Origin of the sequence: Bradyrhizobium sp. I71, from assembly GCF_022354745.1 — a bacterium.
GTDB classification, from domain to species: domain Bacteria; phylum Pseudomonadota; class Alphaproteobacteria; order Rhizobiales; family Xanthobacteraceae; genus Bradyrhizobium; species Bradyrhizobium liaoningense.
Genome location: NZ_CP059398.1, coordinates 6,181,414 through 6,199,022, shown reverse-complemented (window position 1 = coordinate 6,199,022; position 17,609 = coordinate 6,181,414). Strand labels below are relative to the sequence as shown.

Below are 17,609 nucleotides of genomic sequence, written 5' to 3'. Positions count from 1 at the left end.
ATGCCAGAAGCCAACTTGTCAAGCTGGAGCATGTCTTAGAACGCCGCAAAAAATCGCCGCCTTGACATTCTGGCATGTGGTATGCCAAAAACTTTCCCGTCATTATTCCTGTAAAAGACGACTCCCACTGGAGGAGATTCGTCGTGTCACTACGGAAACCAACCAAGGCGTTGCCGAACATGGCCGAGGCAGACATCGCAATCGTTCGTATTGCCCCGGAGAGCAGCTTCAAGAACAAGGCGTATGACGCCTTGAAGGAAGCCATCCTCAAGATGGACATCTACTCGACGCCCGAGCCGGTGATGCTCGACGAGCGCGCATTGTCCGAGAGGCTTGGCGTCAGCCGCACGCCGATCCGCGAAGCGATCGCGATGCTCGAGCAGGACGGTTTTGTGAAGACGGTGCCGCGCCGCGGCATCATGGTGGTGCGAAGGACCAAGAGCGAGATCGTCGACATGATCCGCGCCTGGGCGGCGCTGGAGAGCATGGCCGCCCGCCTCATCACCACGACTGCGCGCAAGAAGGACATCACCGCGCTGCGCGACTTCTTCAAGGACTTTAACAAGGACCGCCTGCCCGAGGATCACGTCGAGGAATATTCCCGCGCCAACATCGCCTTCCACCAGGCGCTGATCTCGCTGTCGGAATCGCCGGTGCTGGTCGATCTCACCAACGACCTCCTGCTGCACGTGCGCGGCTATCGCCAGCTGACCATCGGACGCAAGGACCGCACCGCAACTTCGCTGCCCGAGCATCTCGGCATCATCGAAGCGCTGGAAGCGCGCGACACCGAGCTCGCCGAGAAGCGCGCCCGCGATCACACCCTCGGCCTCGCCGCTTACGTCGAAGCGCACGGCCAGGAACTGTTCACGTAGCTCTTGACCTAGCAAACCTTCACCAGAAGGGCGAAGCACTCGCCCCAGTACTGAGACCAGGGAGACAAGGCCCATGCTGAATACCGCGACCAAGTCCGAAGCACCGGGCACCGAGCAGGAACTGACGGATGGCTTCCATCTGGTCATCGACGCGCTCAAGCTGAACGGCATCAACACCATCTATAATGTGCCGGGCATCCCGATCACGGATTTGGGCCGCATGGCGCAGGCCGCCGGTCTTCGCGTGATCTCCTTCCGCCACGAGCAGAACGCCGGCTACGCCGCAGGCATTGCCGGCTATCTCACCAAGAAGCCCGGCGTCTGCCTCACGGTCTCGGCGCCCGGCTTCCTCAACGGTCTCACCGCGCTCGCGCATGCCACCACCAACTGCTACCCGATGATCCTGGTCTCGGGCTCCTCCGAGCGCGAGATCGTCGATCTCCAGCAGGGCGACTACGAGGAAATGGACCAGCTCGCGATCGCGAAGCCCCTGTGCAAGGCGGCCTATCGCGTGCTGCACGCCCAGGACATCGGCATCGGTTTCGCCCGCGCCATCCGCGCCGCGGTCTCGGGCCGTCCGGGCGGCGTCTATCTCGACCTGCCGGCAAAGCTGTTCGGCCAGGTGATGAACGCCGAGGCCGGCCGAAAGTCGCTGGTCAAGGTGATCGACGCTGCGCCCGCGCAGATCCCCTCGCCGGCTTCGGTCAAGCGCGCGCTCGACGTGCTCAAGAGCGCGAAGCGTCCGCTCATCATCCTCGGCAAGGGCGCGGCCTACGCGCAGGCCGACGAGGAGATCAAGAGCTTCGTCGAGAACAGCGGCGTGCCGTTCCTGCCCATGAGCATGGCCAAGGGCCTCCTCCCCGACACGCATCCGCAATGCGCCGGCGCGGCCCGCTCGACGGTGCTGAAGGACTCCGACGTCGTCATGCTGATCGGCGCGCGGCTGAACTGGCTGCTGTCGCACGGCAAGGGCAAGAGCTGGGGCGAAGCGCCGAAGAAGTTCATCCAGGTCGACATCGAGCCGAAGGAGATGGACTCCAATGTCGAGATCGTCGCGCCCGTCGTCGGCGACATCGGCTCGGTCGTCTCCGCGTTCAACCAGGCGCTGGCGTCGGGCTGGACCGCACCGCCCGCCGAATGGACCAAGGCCGTGTCAGCCAAGCGCGAAGAGAACGTCGCCAAGATGGCGCCGAAGCTCATGAACAACAAATCGCCGATGGACTATCACGGTGCGCTCGGCGTGCTGAAGAACGTCATCAAGGAGCACCCCGAGGCGATCCTGGTCAACGAGGGCGCCAACACGCTCGACCTCGCCCGCGGCGTCATCGACATGTACCGCCCGCGCAAGCGTCTCGACGTCGGCACCTGGGGCGTGATGGGCATCGGCATGGGTCAGGCGATCGCAGCTGCGCTCGAGACCGGCCACCCCGTGCTCGCAGTGGAAGGCGACTCGGCCTTCGGCTTCTCCGGCATGGAGGTCGAGACCATCTGCCGCTACAACCTTCCGATCTGCGTCGTCATCTTCAACAATGACGGCATCTATCGCGGCACGGACGTGAACAACGCCAACGCCGACCCGGCGACCACCGTGTTCGTCAAGGGCGCGCGCTACGACAAGATGATGGAAGCCTTCGGCGGCGTCGGCGTCAATGCGACCTCGCCCGACGAGCTCAAGCGCGCCGTGAACGAGGCGATGAAATCCGGCAAGCCGACGCTCATCAACGCGGTGATCGATCCGGCCGCGGGCTCGGAGAGCGGCCGCATCGGCAACCTCAATCCGCAGAGCGTTCTGCAGAAGAAGAAGTAAGTCCACCCCTCAACCCTTATTCCCTGCCGGGTGCAGGGGCAGACAAAGAGTACGGAGCAACACGATGACCAAAGCGCTCGAGGGCGTTCGCATTCTCGACTTCACCCACGTCCAGTCCGGACCGACCTGCACGCAGCTGCTGGCCTGGTTCGGCGCCGACGTGATCAAGGTGGAACGCCCGGGCGTGGGTGACATCACCCGCGGCCAGCTGCAGGACATCCCGAACGTGGACAGCCTGTATTTCACCATGCTCAACCACAACAAGCGCTCGATCACGCTCGACACCAAGAACCCCAAGGGCAAGGAGGTCCTCACCGAGCTGATCAAGAAGTGCGACGTGCTGGTGGAGAATTTCGGCCCCGGCGTGCTCGACCGCATGGGCTTCCCCTGGGAGACGATTCAAGCGATCAACCCGAAGATGATCGTCGCCTCGATCAAGGGCTTCGGACCCGGACCGTACGAGGACTGCAAGGTCTACGAGAACGTCGCGCAGTGCACCGGCGGTGCCGCCTCCACCACCGGCTTCCGCGACGGCGTGCCGCTCGTCACCGGCGCGCAGATCGGCGATTCCGGCACCGGCCTGCATCTGGCGCTCGGCATCGTCACCGCGCTCTATCAGCGCACCCACACCGGTAAGGGCCAGCGCGTCACCGCGGCGATGCAGGACGGCGTGCTCAATCTCTGCCGCGTCAAGCTGCGCGACCAGCAGCGCCTCGCCCACGGACCGCTCAAGGAGTACAGCCAGTTCGGCGAAGGCGTGCCGTTCGGCGATGCCGTGCCGCGCGCCGGCAACGATTCCGGCGGCGGTCAGCCCGGCCGCATCCTGAAGTGCAAGGGCTGGGAGACCGATCCCAACGCCTACATCTACTTCATCACCCAGGCCCCGGTCTGGGAGAAGATCTGCGACGTGATCGGCGAGCCCACCTGGAAGACCGACCCGAACTACGCCAAGCCGGCCGCGCGCCTGCCACGCCTCAACGAGATCTTTGGCCGCATCGAGCAGTGGACGATGTCCAAGACCAAGTTCGAGGCGATGGAGATCCTCAACAAGGACGACATCCCCTGCGGGCCCATCCTGTCGATGAAGGAGATCGCGGAAGACCAGTCGCTGCGCGCGACCGGCACCGTCGTCGAGGTCGATCACCCCACCCGCGGCAAGTACGTCTCGGTCGGCAACCCGATCAAGCTGTCGGACTCTCCGAGCGATGTGCAGCGCTCCCCGCTGCTCGGCGAGCACACCGACGAGATCCTGCGCTCGGTGCTCGGCTTCAGCGACCATCAGGTCGCCGAGATCCACAAGTCCGGCGCGCTCGACCCGCCGCAGAAGCAGGCCGCGGAGTAAGCGGGACGCATCGAACGAGACGAAAGGGCCGCCCGAAGGGGCGGCCCTTTTGCTTGGGAAGGCGCGACGTCGCAGGGTCAAAATCAAAACTGGAAAAACAACCCCATGCACAGTAGCCATCCCGTTGGTCCGCCACGATATTTCTGATTCGACGAAAAAATTCCGATCCGTCGGGCAAAACAGGGGTATTATGCCATCGTGGATGTCATGCGGGAGTGCACATCCGGGCGCTGGCTGCTGCGCATCGGAACGGCTTCCCGACCACACCCCGTTCGCGGAAGGGGCTGCAGAGGTCTGGAGTCCAAGGGCGGTTATCGGACGTCAGCGCGAGGCGCAAGGACGTCAGCGATGAGCCGGACGAAATCCGCTAGAGTAGCCGAGCGACGATTAGGTGTGGGCGTTACAATGGAACGGCAATCACGTTCAGATCTCTTCGACAAAGCTATCAGTGGGCCTCCTGGCACATGAGGCGCAACTTCACAGATCGGCCACTTCAAGACATCGCCCGCTGGGCATAGACCATCGTCCACCCGGAGAACAGCAAGTGAGCCGAATAGCAACCTTCGTACGGATCGTAGCGACCTTCACAATCATTGTAGTCGCCACTCCACTCCGGGCTCAAGCAACACCGGAAGCGTCAGCGTGCGGATACCTCGCTGGCCTAATCGATAAGGCATCACCATCTGGACCACTGTTCCTGCCCAGCTATCCGACCGTCGAATCGGGGCCTCTCCATGCCGCCGCCTACCTCTATGACAATGCGGTAGCCGTCATCGCATTGGTCGGCTGCGGCGAGCGAGACAAAGCGTATCGAATTGGCTCGGCGATTCTCTGGGCCATCGATAACGACCGCACCTGGCATGACGGCCGCCTCAGGAACGCTTACGCGGCGGGGGTGGTGGTGGTGGTGAACGGCCCCGTCAAACTTCCAGGGTGGTGGGACAATACTCAAAACAAATGGTTAGAGGATCGATATCAGGTGGGTAGCGATGTTGGCAACGTGGCATGGGCCATGCTGGCGTTGCTGTCCATCGATGACGTGAACGCCGACGCTCGGCTCCGCGATGGTGCAGCACGGCTTGGCGCCTGGGTCGCGCAATGGGCCGATACGCGCGGTACTGGCGGTTTCACGGGTGGTACGTTTGGGCACGAACCGACCCCGGAAGTGCGGACGTGGAAATCGACTGAACATAATACTGATCTCGCCGCCGCGTTTGGCCTTCTTGCGATCCGTACAGGTGATTTGCGCTGGCGCGATAAGGCAACGGTTGCCGAGTACTTTGTAAATACGATGTGGGATCCGGGGTGCGCCTGTTTCGCCGCAGGGACCGCTGAAGACGGTGTCACGCATAATCCGATGTTGGCTCTGGATGCCCAGATCTGGCCTTTAACAGCGCTTCACGGAGCGGCCGGGAAATTTGCACCGGCAATGACGACTGCCGAACAGCGAATGAGCGTCGGCGGAGGCTTTTCTTACGGTAAAGACCGGGACGGTGTGTGGACCGAAGGTACGGGCCAAATGGCTCTCTTGATGAAATTGCTCGGCAAGGCTGAGAGGGCAGAATCGTTAATCGCTGTCATCGAATCCCAGAGGTCGCCCGATGGTGGGTTCTATGCCACGACTGTCCGCGCGTTACCGACGGGGTTCGTGTTGGACACCGACCCGACCAAGCCGCGAAACTATTTCCGATTGGCGCATCTTGGCGCAGCTTCGTGGGCTGCCCTCGCGGAACGTGGGTTCAATCCCTTTACGATGACAAAAGGACTTCCCTAGCCAAGCCGCAGTGCTTCTCGTCTCAGCCGTTTCGGTCTGTTTTGACTTCGATATCTCCGCAAAGGGCCACAGGACTAAACCGCGCGCGCCGTAGGGCACGACGGCCGGCAGCACGGCTGACAGAATAGCGCAACGAGGCGTCCTAAGGTGACAGTGCACTCAATTGTACTTCGCCAGAAATAGATTAGGTGCACTGTCACCGCAATTCCAGTTTGCCACCGGACTATTGCGAGCAGGTCTTGACCAGACCGGGATGCGGCCTGCTCGCTCATCACGCCAGAACGCATGTGTAACAGATGTCCACCTTGGTGCACGGTCGAGTTGGAACTTTACCGAAGGTGCTATACAATGTTGGGTGGTAACGACAGAAAGGTTCCCCTTGCCGAGACTTCGATGAAGGTTGCGGTCGTGGCCACGGGCTGGGATGTAACCGGTCGGGCGCCCTAACGATTGCTACAACTTAGTTTGGTGCCGGAATCAGTCGGGGACCTGCCGTTAGACCCGATTAGTAATTCGTCGCTCGCACGCTACCTCGCTCAGAGAGGAGCTGGCCCGCCGCGCCCGTCTCTGCGCGATTTCGAGTATCTTGCCGCAGCCTTGGAGGGACGCATGGAAGAGAAGCCATCTAAGTTCATCAGCAAGCTTATTTCGACTGAACGCCGACTCCGCCTTGCAATGGGCAGTTTTGCTCTTTCGTTGCCGCTTATTCTGGTCGTATGGAGCTTATACACGGGATACGACGTCCTACCTTCGATGAGTCATTACTACTTCGCCTCCGCGATGTCATTTCCAATGCGGACTTGGTTTGTCGGCATCCTCTTCACGTTGGGATTCTTCCTGATTTTCTACCGCGGGTTTTCGAAGCTGGAGAGCATTTTGTTGAGTATTTTGGGCTTCTGCGCGATGGCCGTAGCAGTTGTTCACATGGACCCCGACCCAATGTATTGCAGGCGACCCCTCCTCATCGACGGTAACGTAATTATTAAAGAGCTGGACGTTTGCGGAGGCTCTGCGCTTCCGTGGTGGCTTGCGTGGTGGCCTCATTGGGCGGAGGGGCCACACGTGTCCTTCGCGGTAATCGTTTTCGTTTGTATGGCCTTGGTTGTTTTGCTGTGTAGTCGGCAAACCTTCGCTGCGCTGGATGACAAGCAGCTAAAACGGTACCGATGGATTTACCGTGTGATTGGGATCGCAATGATTGCACTGCCCGTGCTTGTTGTCGTTGCGGCACAACCTTTGTGGTCCGTTTGGTCACTCGGAGAGTTCAAATGGCGCGTGCTTGCCCTCGAAACTATCGGGGTTGTTCTGTTTGGAATTTACTGGTTGGTCAAGACTTTTGAGATTTGGCAGACCGAGGCGGACAAAAAAGCGGCGATGGGCAAATTGTTGCCTCCACCTGCTGACCCTTGGCTAAACTGGCTCGACAAGAAGCTCGACGAGAAGCCGGTCCGCTTTCGCCCAACCGTAGACTTGCTGCGCCCGTGGCATGAAATGCAGAACACGCCTGACGGACCGCCGCCCGAAAAAAAAGAGGCAGGACCGTAAAACAAATCAACCAACTCGCGCTCGTTGTGGGGGAGAGGCCAGGCTCGGCTATTACGTGCTTCAGCCGTTCGAACTGCATACGTAGCTTCCCCAGCGTTGCATTAACGCGGAGTAACCGACCACGTCGGCAGCCTAAATCGCAGTAGTCGCCTTTGAACCGCTGCTCGGTCAGAGCGCACTCCGAAGACCAAATTAGCCACCGGCGGTGGGCAGGGAACTTTCCTGGATTACGGTGACAGTACACTCAATTTTACTTCGCCAGCGGCGAGATTAGGTGCACTGTCACTGTAATTACCTTGCCCGGCAACACTCCGGGTCAGAATGACGGCAAGGGCTCATACGGCTAGTCGCTGGCAGAAATGCCACTTAAGGGCGATGGCGTAACGTGCGTGGGCTCCGATGAGAGCCAAGGCTCCCAGCGCATCTTCGAACGAGCCTGCCCCCCGCACAAGATCCTCAATCGATCCAGCAAGTTCAAGGACGTTGGAACGATCAAAGGACGACGTTCAAATAGACGGTACAGCTCGGGCTCCCTAATCAGCTCACCCGGTGATACCCTAACGCGTTCAAAGCGCCTCAGATATCGGTAATGCTCATATGTTAAAACTCCTAGCTGAAAGAAGCGCAGCCATTCCAGAAAGTCGAGATTCATTGGGAAGCCTGCGTGTTCACGCCTCACCATCTCGCGAAAATTCTCGACTATCAATCCGCGCGCCACGATCCAATGCTGCATGACTTCAAACTCGGTCATTCCGCTCTGAAACGATTGCATCAGCTCGACGGCTTCAGGTTCGAGATCGTCGGGTGGGTTCTTCGTCGACCCAAAATGCAAGGTATCACCTGTAGTGTGCGACGGATGGCATAGAAAGGACCACAAAATCACCAGACTAATGTTGCCGATAGCTTCTTGTTTGACGTTGGTGTCTGGATTCAGATCACTGCGGACAAAGAGGCGGTCTTTCGGTCCCGCGAGGACGAAATAGCAGAGCGTAAATGCGTCGGGCTTTAGCAGACCCAAAGATACGCTCCTTGAGCCGGGCCTAAGCGGCGCCTCGGTTCGTCGGTTTAGAATAGGATTTGCCAGCCTACCAATTACGAGTGGCGCGAACCTATTCGTCGTTCTAATGGCGTTAGTGAACAGGTGCATTTCGAACGGCGGACCTTCGTCGTGACGTGCCGTGTAGTGTACTAGATTACCCTCGGCGCTCCGGTGGGATGGATGAATTGTGCAGTGAGCTTCTGTAATCACGTGGTCTGCTCGGTTGATGCGGTAATCTGGGCGACGAAATTGCCCAAGGCGCGGCTTCACTATTACAGAGCCGGTTGCATTTACTGACGCATCTAGGACGGTGCTTGGTCCCGCGGCGGTAATGATGTGAAAGCGGACACCTGACCTATCCAATTTCGGACGAGCGTCACCCGTCATATTCGCGAAATTGGTCAAACTCATTCACTCCCTCAAGGGCGCTGGTTCGCTCCCGTCAAGCTAGCGGGGTTCATTTCATCCGAGCAAGTCGGGCATAGACCTCGATCGTCGCTTGGCTCAACGTCGTGGACGGGCAGTCATCGCAAACCTTCTTAACTTCCGCCACGATGCCGGCCCCGTCGGTCAATGCGCCGACATGATGGTTGTCATCGTTCCCGAAATTTGGGCCACTCCAAAATCCAAAAATCCATACTTTGCCTTCGCTTATGGCTTCCGATTGCCAGTAGGCACAACTCCGTGTGCCTATACCAAAGGCACGTGCTTCAATGGTGCTGCCTGTCCTACCGTCGAAAGGATGGAAAGGCACGCGACTGTGATGAGGCGTCTCAATTGCATCTACTGTCCCCTCATTCGAGGAGCGTAATCCGAATAGGCACGGGTGCCAAGTTGATGGGGTTACGGTGACAGTGCACTCAATTCACTTCGCCTGCGGCAGATTAGGTGCACTGTCACTGTAGTCCGGGGTTTCATCTGCAGCCGTGATCGACGATCGGTCGGCAGAGCTTCTCAATCTCCTCGCGAAGGCGCTTGAGTTGGGTGCTGACAGCATCGTCATTCGTGACCGCCCAGACGTTGTTTCGCCATTTCTGCCAAAGTCGCTGGTTTTCGGGGCTGGTATCCTGCGGGCGCGGGTCATGCATCAACATTTCCGCCGATACTTCAATTTCTCGCCGCACTTTTTGCATCAGCAGGAATGTGTCCTCGACCTGCGATCCGAATAGCGCTGCGCACTTCACCTGAATCTTCCATGCTCGGTCGAAGAAGTCTTTGCTGGCGCGAATACGCTTTAAGGTCGCAAAGAATGCTCCCCGCTGCGACCTCTCGGCGTCCGGCCCGATTTCGGGCATGTCTTCCCACTCGCCAGCAAATGCAAGCGGGCTTCTTATTCCGTCAAAGATGAAGCGAGCTTCGTAGCATAACGCAAGGGCGTCTATTGCGACCTCTATGCGCTTTTCTTCGAGCTTCTCGCGTCGCCATTTGTCGAAGGTCTTAAAGCCGGCAATCGCAATCGCGACGGTGATGACAAGGCCGCTGAGAGTGAACACCTGCGTCCAGCCGAACGCCCATGGATCAGTCATTCAATGTTCCCCGCCTCCACCGCGCATCATTATGGTGACCGCAACCAGCGCGGGTATGCAAGAGGCCACGCGGGTCCTCCCCAGCGGAAAAGCAAACCCGGTGGTTCGGCCCCATTTTTTGGCTAGCTGCGGGGGCGAATTTGATGCAACGAGTCCCTGATGCAACGCCCTTGGAGCTGATTTCGATCAGCGAGGCGGCCCGGATCATCGGGATCAACAAGTCAACATTGAGCTAGGTCGAGAGCGGCGCCGGCCGGTCAGGCCGAAGGGCAAGAAAGGCGCCTTCAAGCTCGGCCTCGGTGCATCAGCGGATGTAGTGCCCGGCCGCCCGGATGCAACGGCTTGACCGGGCCCCTCAACGATCTCCGGCCGCCAATTGCTCACGAAAATACTTCACCACCGCCGCATTGAACTCGCGATGAAATCCTGCCCGGTCGAACCCTGCGGGCACATCGGTGCAGATGCGCGGGACGGCCGCCGCGAGGTCGGTCGAGCATGGAGCCAGGAACGCATAATGGCCGGCCGGCACGACGTGGATGTCGGGCTTGCCCGGCAAGCCTTCGGCAACGCGTGCGTTGCCGGAGCCGTCGCCGACGCCGGGTCCACCGAACTGCGAGCGCCAGAACTGGAAAGGCACCTTGACGGCGGCAAGGTTCTCTCGCGTCAGGGTGGCCGGTGCGGGATCAACGATGACGGCGGCGCGAATGCGCGCATCGCGGATCGGGTCAGGCGGCGTCTCGCCACTGTGAAGCTGTGCGCAGGCGCCGGTCGTCTCCTTGCAGAGGCTGGCGACCCTTGCGAAATCCGGCTTGGTCCCCATCAGCACGAGCCCGGTAGAGCCTCCGAGCGAGAAGCCGAAGAAGCCGACTTTGCCAGGATCGATCGCCGCCCTGTCCTTCCAATTGTTCAGCATGAAATCAAGCAAACGAACAATGTCCGCCGGACGCGATCCCCACACAGACAGCGTGTCGCGCCGCGAGGAGTCACCGTATGTGTCGCCGGGGTGGTTGATGGCCGCAACGATGAAGCCGGCATCGGCCAGCGCCTCCACCGTGTCATGATGCTGGCCGAACCATCCGCCCCGGCCGTGCGAGAAGATCACCAATGGCAGCTTCGCACCCGTGACGGGACAATCCTTCACGCCCTTCAGGTCGAAATCGGCACCGACCGAAAGACGGCCCAGCGCGACATGCGTCGGCTCCGCCGCGCAAGGATACCAGATCGCACCTGACAGCGCCGGATCGGCGTCGAGCAACTGAATGCCAGCTGCCGCCGCCGGCGAACCAAGACAGCAGAGCGTGATGGCCAAAGCCCAGAGCGTGCTGCGCAACGGAAGCCCCCCCGATCTCCCGCAGGAGTTGAACGCGGAACGGTAGCGGAATTGTGGCTTCGGCTTGTCGGGCGGGCACACCTTGCCGCCGCTGTTGGCGTTGAGGCAAACTATCCGCAAAAAGGGGAGGTCAGCATGTCACTGCTCGGCAAGGCCGCGGTCGCGATGTGGTGGAGCGTTCGCCCGGAGCAGCGCAGCGAGTTCGGCGACTGGCACTCGCATGAGCATTTTCCGGAGCGGATGAGCATTCCCGGCTTCCGGCGGGGATCGCGCTGGAGCAGCACGACGGATGCCGAGGGATTCTTTGTGCTCTACGAGCTCGAGCAATACGAGGTGCTCACGTCGAAGGGATATCTCGACCGGCTCAACGCGCCGACGCCGTGGTCGAGGAAGATGATGCCGCATCATCTCGGCATGGTCCGCAGCCAGTGCCGGATCATCGCGAGCTTTGGCGGTGGCGTGGCGGCCTCGCTTGCGACCATCAGGCTGTCGCCAGACGTCGGGCGGGATGCGGAGTTGCAGGCGCACCTTTCCGAGACGCTCGCCGCATTGGCCCAGCAGCCGGGACTGACAGGCGCCCACCTCCTGCTCACCGACACGCCCCGGACAAGCGCGCCCACCACCGAGCAGCAGATCCGCGGCAAGGACGGCGCTGCCGACTGGATCGTGCTGCTGTCCGGTTACGATTCCGATGCCGTTGAGGACGTGATCGCAGGACGGCTCTCGCCGTCATCGCTTCACGCGGCCGGCGCTTGCGAAAACCCTGGAATTGGCCGCTACAGGCTGGCATTCACAATGACGTCTCAGGATGTCGCTGCCGTCTAGCAATCGGGCCGAACAAGACTCGAACGAAAAAATCCAAGGCGCCTGTCGGATCGGCGGCTTGCCCGTCGTCCTCGTGACATGAATGGGCCATAGACGCCAAACTCGGGCCCATCGATCACTGAGGACAACAACCATGCCCAACACTGTCCGCCTGCACCGCGTCCTGGCCACCAGGCCGGAGAAAGTCTATCGCGCCTTCCTGGAGGCCGATGCGATGGCGAAATGGCTTCCGCCGAACGGGTTCACCTGCACCGTGCATCATTTCGAGCCCAAGGTCGGGGGCACGTTCAAGATGTCGTTCCGGAATTTCACCACGGGCAACAGCCATTCCTTTGGCGGCGAATATGTCGAGCTCGTGCCGGGCGAACGCATCCGCTATACCGACAAGTTCGACGATCCCAATCTGCCTGGCCTGATCGAGGTGACCGTGATCCTGAAGAAGGTCTCGGTCGGAACCGAAATCGACATCACGCAGTCGGGCATCCCGGATGTCATCCCGCCGGAGGCCTGCTATCTCGGCTGGCAGGAATCGCTGCGGAATCTGGCCAAGCTCGTCGAGCCCGAGATCAATCAATAGGCTGGACGCAGTGGCTTTGAGCCGAGTCGACGAGAGCCGCTGGCTCGCTCAGCCCCCTCCGCTTGGGCAGGGCCATCGCATTTGAACGCGATTTCCCTGTGGCGGTCCTTCGCGACGCCCGCCATTGGCGGGCTCTCAAGGAGACCGCCACCGGGTCCGTGCGAAACGGTATCCGACGGCGGCGCGGCAGGCGCCCTCCCGCCTGCGTTGCAGGCGCTCCCCGCAGTCCGATGCCCCTTGTGCCGGTCGAGCGGAAGGCTACACTCGGGAGGAATCGGGAGGGGGTTGATGAAACCATTCCAGGCGTTGCGGATGATTACCTGTGGCGCGCTGCTCGTTGCGGCCGCAGCAGCTTCGGCCCGGGCCGAAGGGACTTTTGAAATTCCCGCCGGAGCACATTTCAACAAGGACAAGCTGGCAAAACTCGACGAGTTCTTCCGCAACGAAGTCGCGACGGGGAAAATTCCCGGAGCGATCCTGCTCATCCAACAGCACGGCAAGCCGGTCTATCACCAATCCTTCGGCGTGCAGGACGTGGAGTCGAAGGCTCCGATCACCGACCATACCATCTTCCGCCTGTTCTCGATGACCAAGGCCATCACCAGCGTGGTTGCCGTGCAGATGATCGATGAGGGCAAGTTCTCCCTCGACGACCCGATCGCAAAATACATTCCGTCGTTTGCAAATGTGAAGGTCGGGGTCGAGAAGGCAGCCAGCGACGGTACCAAGACGCTCGAACTGGTACCGCCGAACCGGCCGCCGACGGTGCTCGACCTGATGCGCCAGACCTCCGGCGTTACCTACGGCTTCTACGGCGACAGCCTGGTCCGCAAGGCCTACAAGGCTGCCGATATCTATGCCGGCGATTTCGACCTCGCCGAGTTCGCCGAGCGGATCGCAAAACTGCCGCTGCACAATCAACCCGGCGCGCTCTGGCAGTATGGCCATTCCACCGACATCCTGGCGCGGATCATGGAAATCGCGTCCGGGAAGTCCCTGATCGAGGTCGAGAAGGAAAAGCTGCTCGATCCGCTCGGCATGAAGGACACCGGCTTCTTCGTCGGCGACCCCGAAAAGCAGAAGCTGCTTGCCAAGCCGATGCCAAACGACAGCGATTTCCGGGTGGGCCGCGAAAACGATCCGACCAAGCCGAAGAAGATGATGTACGCCAGTGGCGGCATGGTCTCGACGATGGCGGACTACGCCCGCTTCGCTCAGATGCTGCTCAACGGCGGTACGTACGAGGGCAAGACCATTCTCAGCCCCAAGGCGTTCAAGCTGCTGACGACGGACCAGGTCGGGCCCGGATCGGGCGTCGAGCGGGACTTCTTCTACTTTCCGGGCGACGGCTTCGGCTTTGGGCTCGGCCTCGCGGTGCGCACCGATCCGGGCAACGCCAAACCGCCGCCGCCGGGCAATCTGGGCGAACTGAAATGGGACGGCGCCAGCGGCTGCTATTTCGTGATCGACCCCAAGCAGGACATGTTCTTCATCTTGCTCGAGCAGACTCCCTCGGAGCGCCAGCGCATCCAAAGGACCGTCAAGCAGCTGATTTATGAGGCCATGGAGAACTGACGACGTCACGTCGGCGAGCGAGCGACTGTGCAAAGTCATGTGCGCGCTTCGGTTCTGGCTGTGCGGTCTTGATGTGCGTCAAACTGTCTAAAGGGCAAAACGGCTAGGAGCAGGAGTCTTCCCTGCCGGCCTCGGAGGCGAGATGATGAGATCTGCTATCGGATGGTTGATCATTGCCGGTCTTGCCGCTGGTTTCGCCGCTGCCGCCAAGGCCGAAGAAGTTGACATCGGGAAGGCGGAATTTCTGTCTTCATGCGCGAGTTGTCATGGCGCCGACGCAAAGGGCAAAGGCCCGATCAGCGGCCAGCTCAAGACACCGCCTTCCGACCTGACCATGTTGGCCAAGAACAACAACGGGGTGTTTCCCACCAACGCCGTTTACGAGACCTTGTATGGGTCGAAATCAGTCCCGGCTCACGGAACGCGTGAAATGCCGGTCTGGGGCGAGCGGTTCAACCCCATCGTCAGCCTGCCTCACGCTGTCGATCCCACTTATTGGCAAAAGGCCGGGCCGCAGCAAAACCCGGAGGTCGTCGTGCGGACTCGCATTCTCGCCGTGATCGATTACCTGAACCGAATTCAGCAGAAATAGCGACCAAATAGCGCCGCTCGCCGCCTGCTACGCGACCTGACTTGCCGCCCAGCGATCCGGGTCGGGACTATGTCCGATCAGCGCCAGCCCATAGGCGATCGACTCGAACTGGTCGCCTGACATCAGCCGTTCGTTGCCGAACCGTTCAGCAAACAGTTTCCGGACGGCCGGCACAAAGGACGTGCCGCCGGTCAAGAACACTTTCTCGATCTCGCGCGCGGTGATGCCGGCCTCGCCCAGCACCTTGTCGACCGTCGCCCCCAACCGGGCGATATCGTCGGCGATCCAGGCTTCGAAATTCTTCCGTGTGATCGCCGCGCCGATATCGACGCCGCCGCCCTTGAAGCGGAAGTCCACCTCGTCCTGCGCCGACAGCGCGACCTTGGTGTCGGACACGGCGCGGTAGAGCGAAAAGCCGAGGTCGAGATCGACAATGGTGATGAAATCCTCGAGCAGATCAGGCTTCAGCGCAGTGCGCTGGAGCTCGCGGAGTTCGCGCAGATCGCCGTTGCTCTTCATCATCGCGAGCTGATGCCAGCGCGCGAGGTTGGTGTAGTGGCCGCTCGGAACCGGCAGCACCTTGTCGAACGAGCGAAAGCTGGAGCCTTTGCCGAGCCGCGGCGAGACGACGTGGTCGACGATGCGATAGTCGAAGGTGTCGCCGGCGATGCCGATGCCGGCGTGGCCGAGCGGCTCGGCGCGAAGGCTGCCGCCCGCGCGCGAGAAACGCATCACGGAGAAATCGCTGGTGCCGCCGCCGAAATCGGCAACCAGCACGGTGGCATCCCGCTCCAGCCGGCGCGCGAAGGAGAACGCCGCGCCGACGGGCTCGTAGACATAGCGCGCGTGACCGGCGCCGAGCCGCTCGAACGCGGCCCGGTAGCGCTGCATCGCCAGCGCCTCGTCGGGATTGCCGCCGGCGAAGCGCACCGGACGACCGACCGTGATATTCGCCGCCTCGAAGCCGAACTTCCCGCCGCCATGGCGCGCCAGCGTCCGCAGGAACGCCGCCAGAATATCCTCGAACTTGTAGCGCTGCCGGAACACCTGCGTGGTGTTGAAGCTGCTGCTCGCTGCAAACGTCTTGAACGACTGAAGGAAGCGGTAGACGTGGCGGCCTTCGAGGAACTGCTCGATCGCCCACGGACCACCCTCGGCCTGGGCGCCGGCGCCGGGCCGGTCCTCCCAGAAGCACAGGGCCGACACGTAGACGCTGTGGCGCTGTCCGCCATGATCGAAGCGGATGGCCTCGACCCGGCGGTCGTCCGCCGCAATCGCGACGACCGTATTGCTGGTCCCAAAATCGATGCCGATCGAGACGGCGGGCGAGGCGCTCGACATGAACCACTCTGATGAAGGATTGGAAGGGGGCAGAGCACTAACGGCTTTGCCGTCGCCTTGCAAGACCTGGTCGGAGCAAGACCTGGCCGGAGATGGTCGAGCCCGGACCTCATGCCGAGATTCTGATACTCAAATCGATCAGTTGGACTGATCGCCTCGACGCCAGGCCGGAAACGGATCGGCGAGAGCGGACCATGCGGCGATGTCCATCGTGGACGTTTCCGGGACAAGACATGCGTCGAGCCTGCGGCGGATCTCGGCTTCGTCCATGCCGGTGCCGATGAACACGATCTCCTGGCGACGATCGCCGTAGACCTTGTCCCAATGCTGGCCGAGCCGCTTGCGAAAGGACTCATCGTTCGGCCAGCGCTCCTTTGGGACGCTCGCCCACCAGAAACCCAGCGCTTCGGTCCTCACGATCGCTCCGGCCTGGCTGATCTCGCCGAGCCATTGCGGCCGCGTCGCCAGCCAGAAATGACCCTTCGCCCGGATCACGCCGGGCCAGGCCCCTTTGACGAACTTGTCGAACTTCGACGGATCGAACGGCCGGCGGGCACGGTAGACGAAGTTCCTCACGTCATATTCCTGCGTTTCAGGAACGTGGTCGGCGAAACCGTAGAGCTCCTTGTACCAGAGCGGGTGCTGCTGGGCCTTCTCGAAGTCGAAGCGGCCGGTGTTGAGCACGCGGTCGAAGGGCACGCGGCTGTGATTGGCTTCGATGATGTCGGCTTCGGGATTCAACGAGCGGATGATCTGCCGTGCCGCCTCGCGCTGTTGCGGCGAGGCATCGTCCACCTTGTTGAGGATGATCACGTCGGCGAACTCGATCTGCTCCACGAGGAGATCGACCAGCGTCCGCTTGTCGCCGTCCAGCGCCTCGCCGCGCTCGCCGAGGAATTCGGTCGAGGAATAGTCCTTCAGCAGGTTGGCGGCGTCGACCACCGTCACCATCGTGTCCAGGTGGGCGATGTCGGAGAGGCTTTCGCCGTCCTCCGAGCGGAAATCGAACGTCGCTGCGACCGGGAGCGGCTCCGAAATGCCCGTCGATTCGATCAGCAGATAATCGAAGCGCCCGCTTTCGGCGAGCGCACGTACCTCCTTCAGGAGATCGTCGCGTAGGGTGCAGCAGATGCAGCCATTGGTCATCTCCACCAGCTTCTCATCAGTCCGCGAGAGGTTGGCACCACCATCGCGGACCAGGTCCGCATCGATGTTCACCTCGCTCATGTCGTTCACGATCACCGCTACTTTCAGGCCGTGCCGGTTGTTCAGGACGTGGTTCAGCAAAGTGGTCTTTCCAGCCCCGAGGAAGCCGGACAAGACGGTGACGGGGAGTTTGGGCATGGAGATCGAACAGCCTTTTGAGCGGGATGGGTCGAGGACGGCGAGACACGGCATCTCACTATGTTATGTTATAACATAACATTCTTGGTTCGGCGGGCGATGTCAAGGTGCCTGCCC

Annotated in this window: 14 protein-coding genes; 9 read left to right on the top strand and 5 right to left on the bottom strand. The window is 61.1% G+C overall.

Features of this window, described 5'->3' with window-relative positions; translation table 11 throughout:
- Nucleotides 1–179 precede the first annotated feature (179 nt).
- From FJV43_RS29630 to FJV43_RS29610, 5 genes are all read left to right on the top strand, one after another.
- Nucleotides 180–875: a GntR family transcriptional regulator gene (locus FJV43_RS29630; RefSeq protein WP_239629667.1), complete on the top strand. Its 696-nt coding sequence runs from the start codon at nt 180–182 to the stop codon at nt 873–875.
- A gap of 73 nt (nt 876–948) precedes the next feature.
- Nucleotides 949–2,682, top strand: a complete 1,734-nt coding sequence (oxc, locus tag FJV43_RS29625) for an oxalyl-CoA decarboxylase (protein ID WP_239622514.1) — start codon at nt 949–951, stop codon at nt 2,680–2,682.
- Between the two features lie 64 nt (nt 2,683–2,746).
- Complete coding sequence (gene frc / locus FJV43_RS29620) at nt 2,747–4,024, top strand: formyl-CoA transferase (RefSeq protein ID WP_239622513.1); 1,278 nt, start codon at nt 2,747–2,749, stop codon at nt 4,022–4,024.
- Nucleotides 4,025–4,568: 544 nt separating this feature from the next.
- Complete coding sequence (locus FJV43_RS29615) at nt 4,569–5,798, top strand: hypothetical protein (RefSeq protein WP_239622512.1); 1,230 nt, start codon at nt 4,569–4,571, stop codon at nt 5,796–5,798.
- Nucleotides 5,799–6,407: 609 nt separating this feature from the next.
- On the top strand, nt 6,408–7,343 hold the full coding sequence (locus tag FJV43_RS29610; RefSeq protein WP_239622511.1) for a hypothetical protein: 936 nt from the start codon (nt 6,408–6,410) through the stop codon (nt 7,341–7,343).
- A gap of 343 nt (nt 7,344–7,686) precedes the next feature.
- Here FJV43_RS29610 and FJV43_RS29605 read toward each other — a convergent pair whose 3' ends face one another.
- The 3 genes from FJV43_RS29605 to FJV43_RS29595 form a co-directional block, all read right to left on the bottom strand.
- Nucleotides 7,687–8,361, bottom strand: coding sequence for a hypothetical protein (locus FJV43_RS29605; RefSeq protein WP_239622510.1), 675 nt, complete (start codon nt 8,359–8,361; stop codon nt 7,687–7,689).
- Nucleotides 8,362–9,296: 935 nt separating this feature from the next.
- The gene (locus FJV43_RS29600) at nt 9,297–9,908 is read right to left on the bottom strand and encodes a hypothetical protein (protein WP_239622509.1); all 612 of its coding nucleotides are present in this window, start codon (nt 9,906–9,908) and stop codon (nt 9,297–9,299) included.
- 355 nt (nt 9,909–10,263) lie between these two features.
- Nucleotides 10,264–11,238, bottom strand: a complete 975-nt coding sequence (locus tag FJV43_RS29595) for an alpha/beta fold hydrolase (protein WP_239622508.1) — start codon at nt 11,236–11,238, stop codon at nt 10,264–10,266.
- A 135-nt stretch (nt 11,239–11,373) separates the two neighbouring features.
- On the opposite strand from FJV43_RS29595, the gene FJV43_RS29590 reads away from it, so the two are divergent.
- From FJV43_RS29590 to FJV43_RS29575, 4 genes are all read left to right on the top strand, one after another.
- A complete protein-coding gene (locus FJV43_RS29590) occupies nt 11,374–12,063 on the top strand; it encodes a hypothetical protein (RefSeq protein WP_239622507.1) in 690 nt (229 codons plus the stop codon).
- Nucleotides 12,064–12,196: 133 nt separating this feature from the next.
- Nucleotides 12,197–12,640 carry an SRPBCC family protein gene (locus tag FJV43_RS29585; RefSeq protein WP_028180500.1) on the top strand — a complete coding sequence of 148 codons (444 nt, stop codon included), beginning with the start codon at nt 12,197–12,199 and terminating at the stop codon, nt 12,638–12,640.
- Between the two features lie 312 nt (nt 12,641–12,952).
- Nucleotides 12,953–14,215 (top strand): serine hydrolase domain-containing protein, encoded by a 1,263-nt coding sequence (locus FJV43_RS29580; protein ID WP_239629665.1) that lies wholly within the window; start codon nt 12,953–12,955, stop codon nt 14,213–14,215.
- A 142-nt stretch (nt 14,216–14,357) separates the two neighbouring features.
- A complete protein-coding gene (locus tag FJV43_RS29575; RefSeq protein WP_239622506.1) occupies nt 14,358–14,807 on the top strand; it encodes a cytochrome c in 450 nt (149 codons plus the stop codon).
- A gap of 27 nt (nt 14,808–14,834) precedes the next feature.
- Here the strand turns inward: FJV43_RS29575 and FJV43_RS29570 are convergent, their stop codons facing one another.
- Together FJV43_RS29570 and zigA are read right to left on the bottom strand one after the other, a co-directional pair.
- Nucleotides 14,835–16,148, bottom strand: a complete 1,314-nt coding sequence (locus tag FJV43_RS29570; RefSeq protein WP_239622505.1) for an Hsp70 family protein — start codon at nt 16,146–16,148, stop codon at nt 14,835–14,837.
- Between the two features lie 138 nt (nt 16,149–16,286).
- Entirely contained in the window at nt 16,287–17,492 is a 1,206-nt protein-coding gene (zigA, locus tag FJV43_RS29565; protein WP_239622504.1) for a zinc metallochaperone GTPase ZigA, read from the bottom strand.
- Nucleotides 17,493–17,609 lie beyond the last annotated feature (117 nt).

What these genes read in the sequence shown, in the direction of transcription:
- FJV43_RS29630 (WP_239629667.1), top strand. Translation starts at nt 180, where the DNA reads ATGGCCGAGGCAGACATCGCAATCGTTCGTATTGCCCCGGAGAGCAGC.
- oxc (WP_239622514.1), top strand. Translation starts at nt 949, where the DNA reads ATGCTGAATACCGCGACCAAGTCCGAAGCACCGGGCACCGAGCAGGAA.
- frc (WP_239622513.1), top strand. Translation starts at nt 2,747, where the DNA reads ATGACCAAAGCGCTCGAGGGCGTTCGCATTCTCGACTTCACCCACGTC.
- FJV43_RS29610 (WP_239622511.1), top strand. Translation starts at nt 6,408, where the DNA reads ATGGAAGAGAAGCCATCTAAGTTCATCAGCAAGCTTATTTCGACTGAA.
- FJV43_RS29600 (WP_239622509.1), bottom strand. Translation starts at nt 9,908, where the DNA reads ATGACTGATCCATGGGCGTTCGGCTGGACGCAGGTGTTCACTCTCAGC.
- FJV43_RS29590 (WP_239622507.1), top strand. Translation starts at nt 11,374, where the DNA reads ATGTCACTGCTCGGCAAGGCCGCGGTCGCGATGTGGTGGAGCGTTCGC.
- FJV43_RS29585 (WP_028180500.1), top strand. Translation starts at nt 12,197, where the DNA reads ATGCCCAACACTGTCCGCCTGCACCGCGTCCTGGCCACCAGGCCGGAG.
- FJV43_RS29580 (WP_239629665.1), top strand. Translation starts at nt 12,953, where the DNA reads ATGATTACCTGTGGCGCGCTGCTCGTTGCGGCCGCAGCAGCTTCGGCC.
- FJV43_RS29575 (WP_239622506.1), top strand. Translation starts at nt 14,358, where the DNA reads ATGATGAGATCTGCTATCGGATGGTTGATCATTGCCGGTCTTGCCGCT.
- FJV43_RS29570 (WP_239622505.1), bottom strand. Translation starts at nt 16,148, where the DNA reads ATGTCGAGCGCCTCGCCCGCCGTCTCGATCGGCATCGATTTTGGGACC.
- zigA (WP_239622504.1), bottom strand. Translation starts at nt 17,492, where the DNA reads ATGCCCAAACTCCCCGTCACCGTCTTGTCCGGCTTCCTCGGGGCTGGA.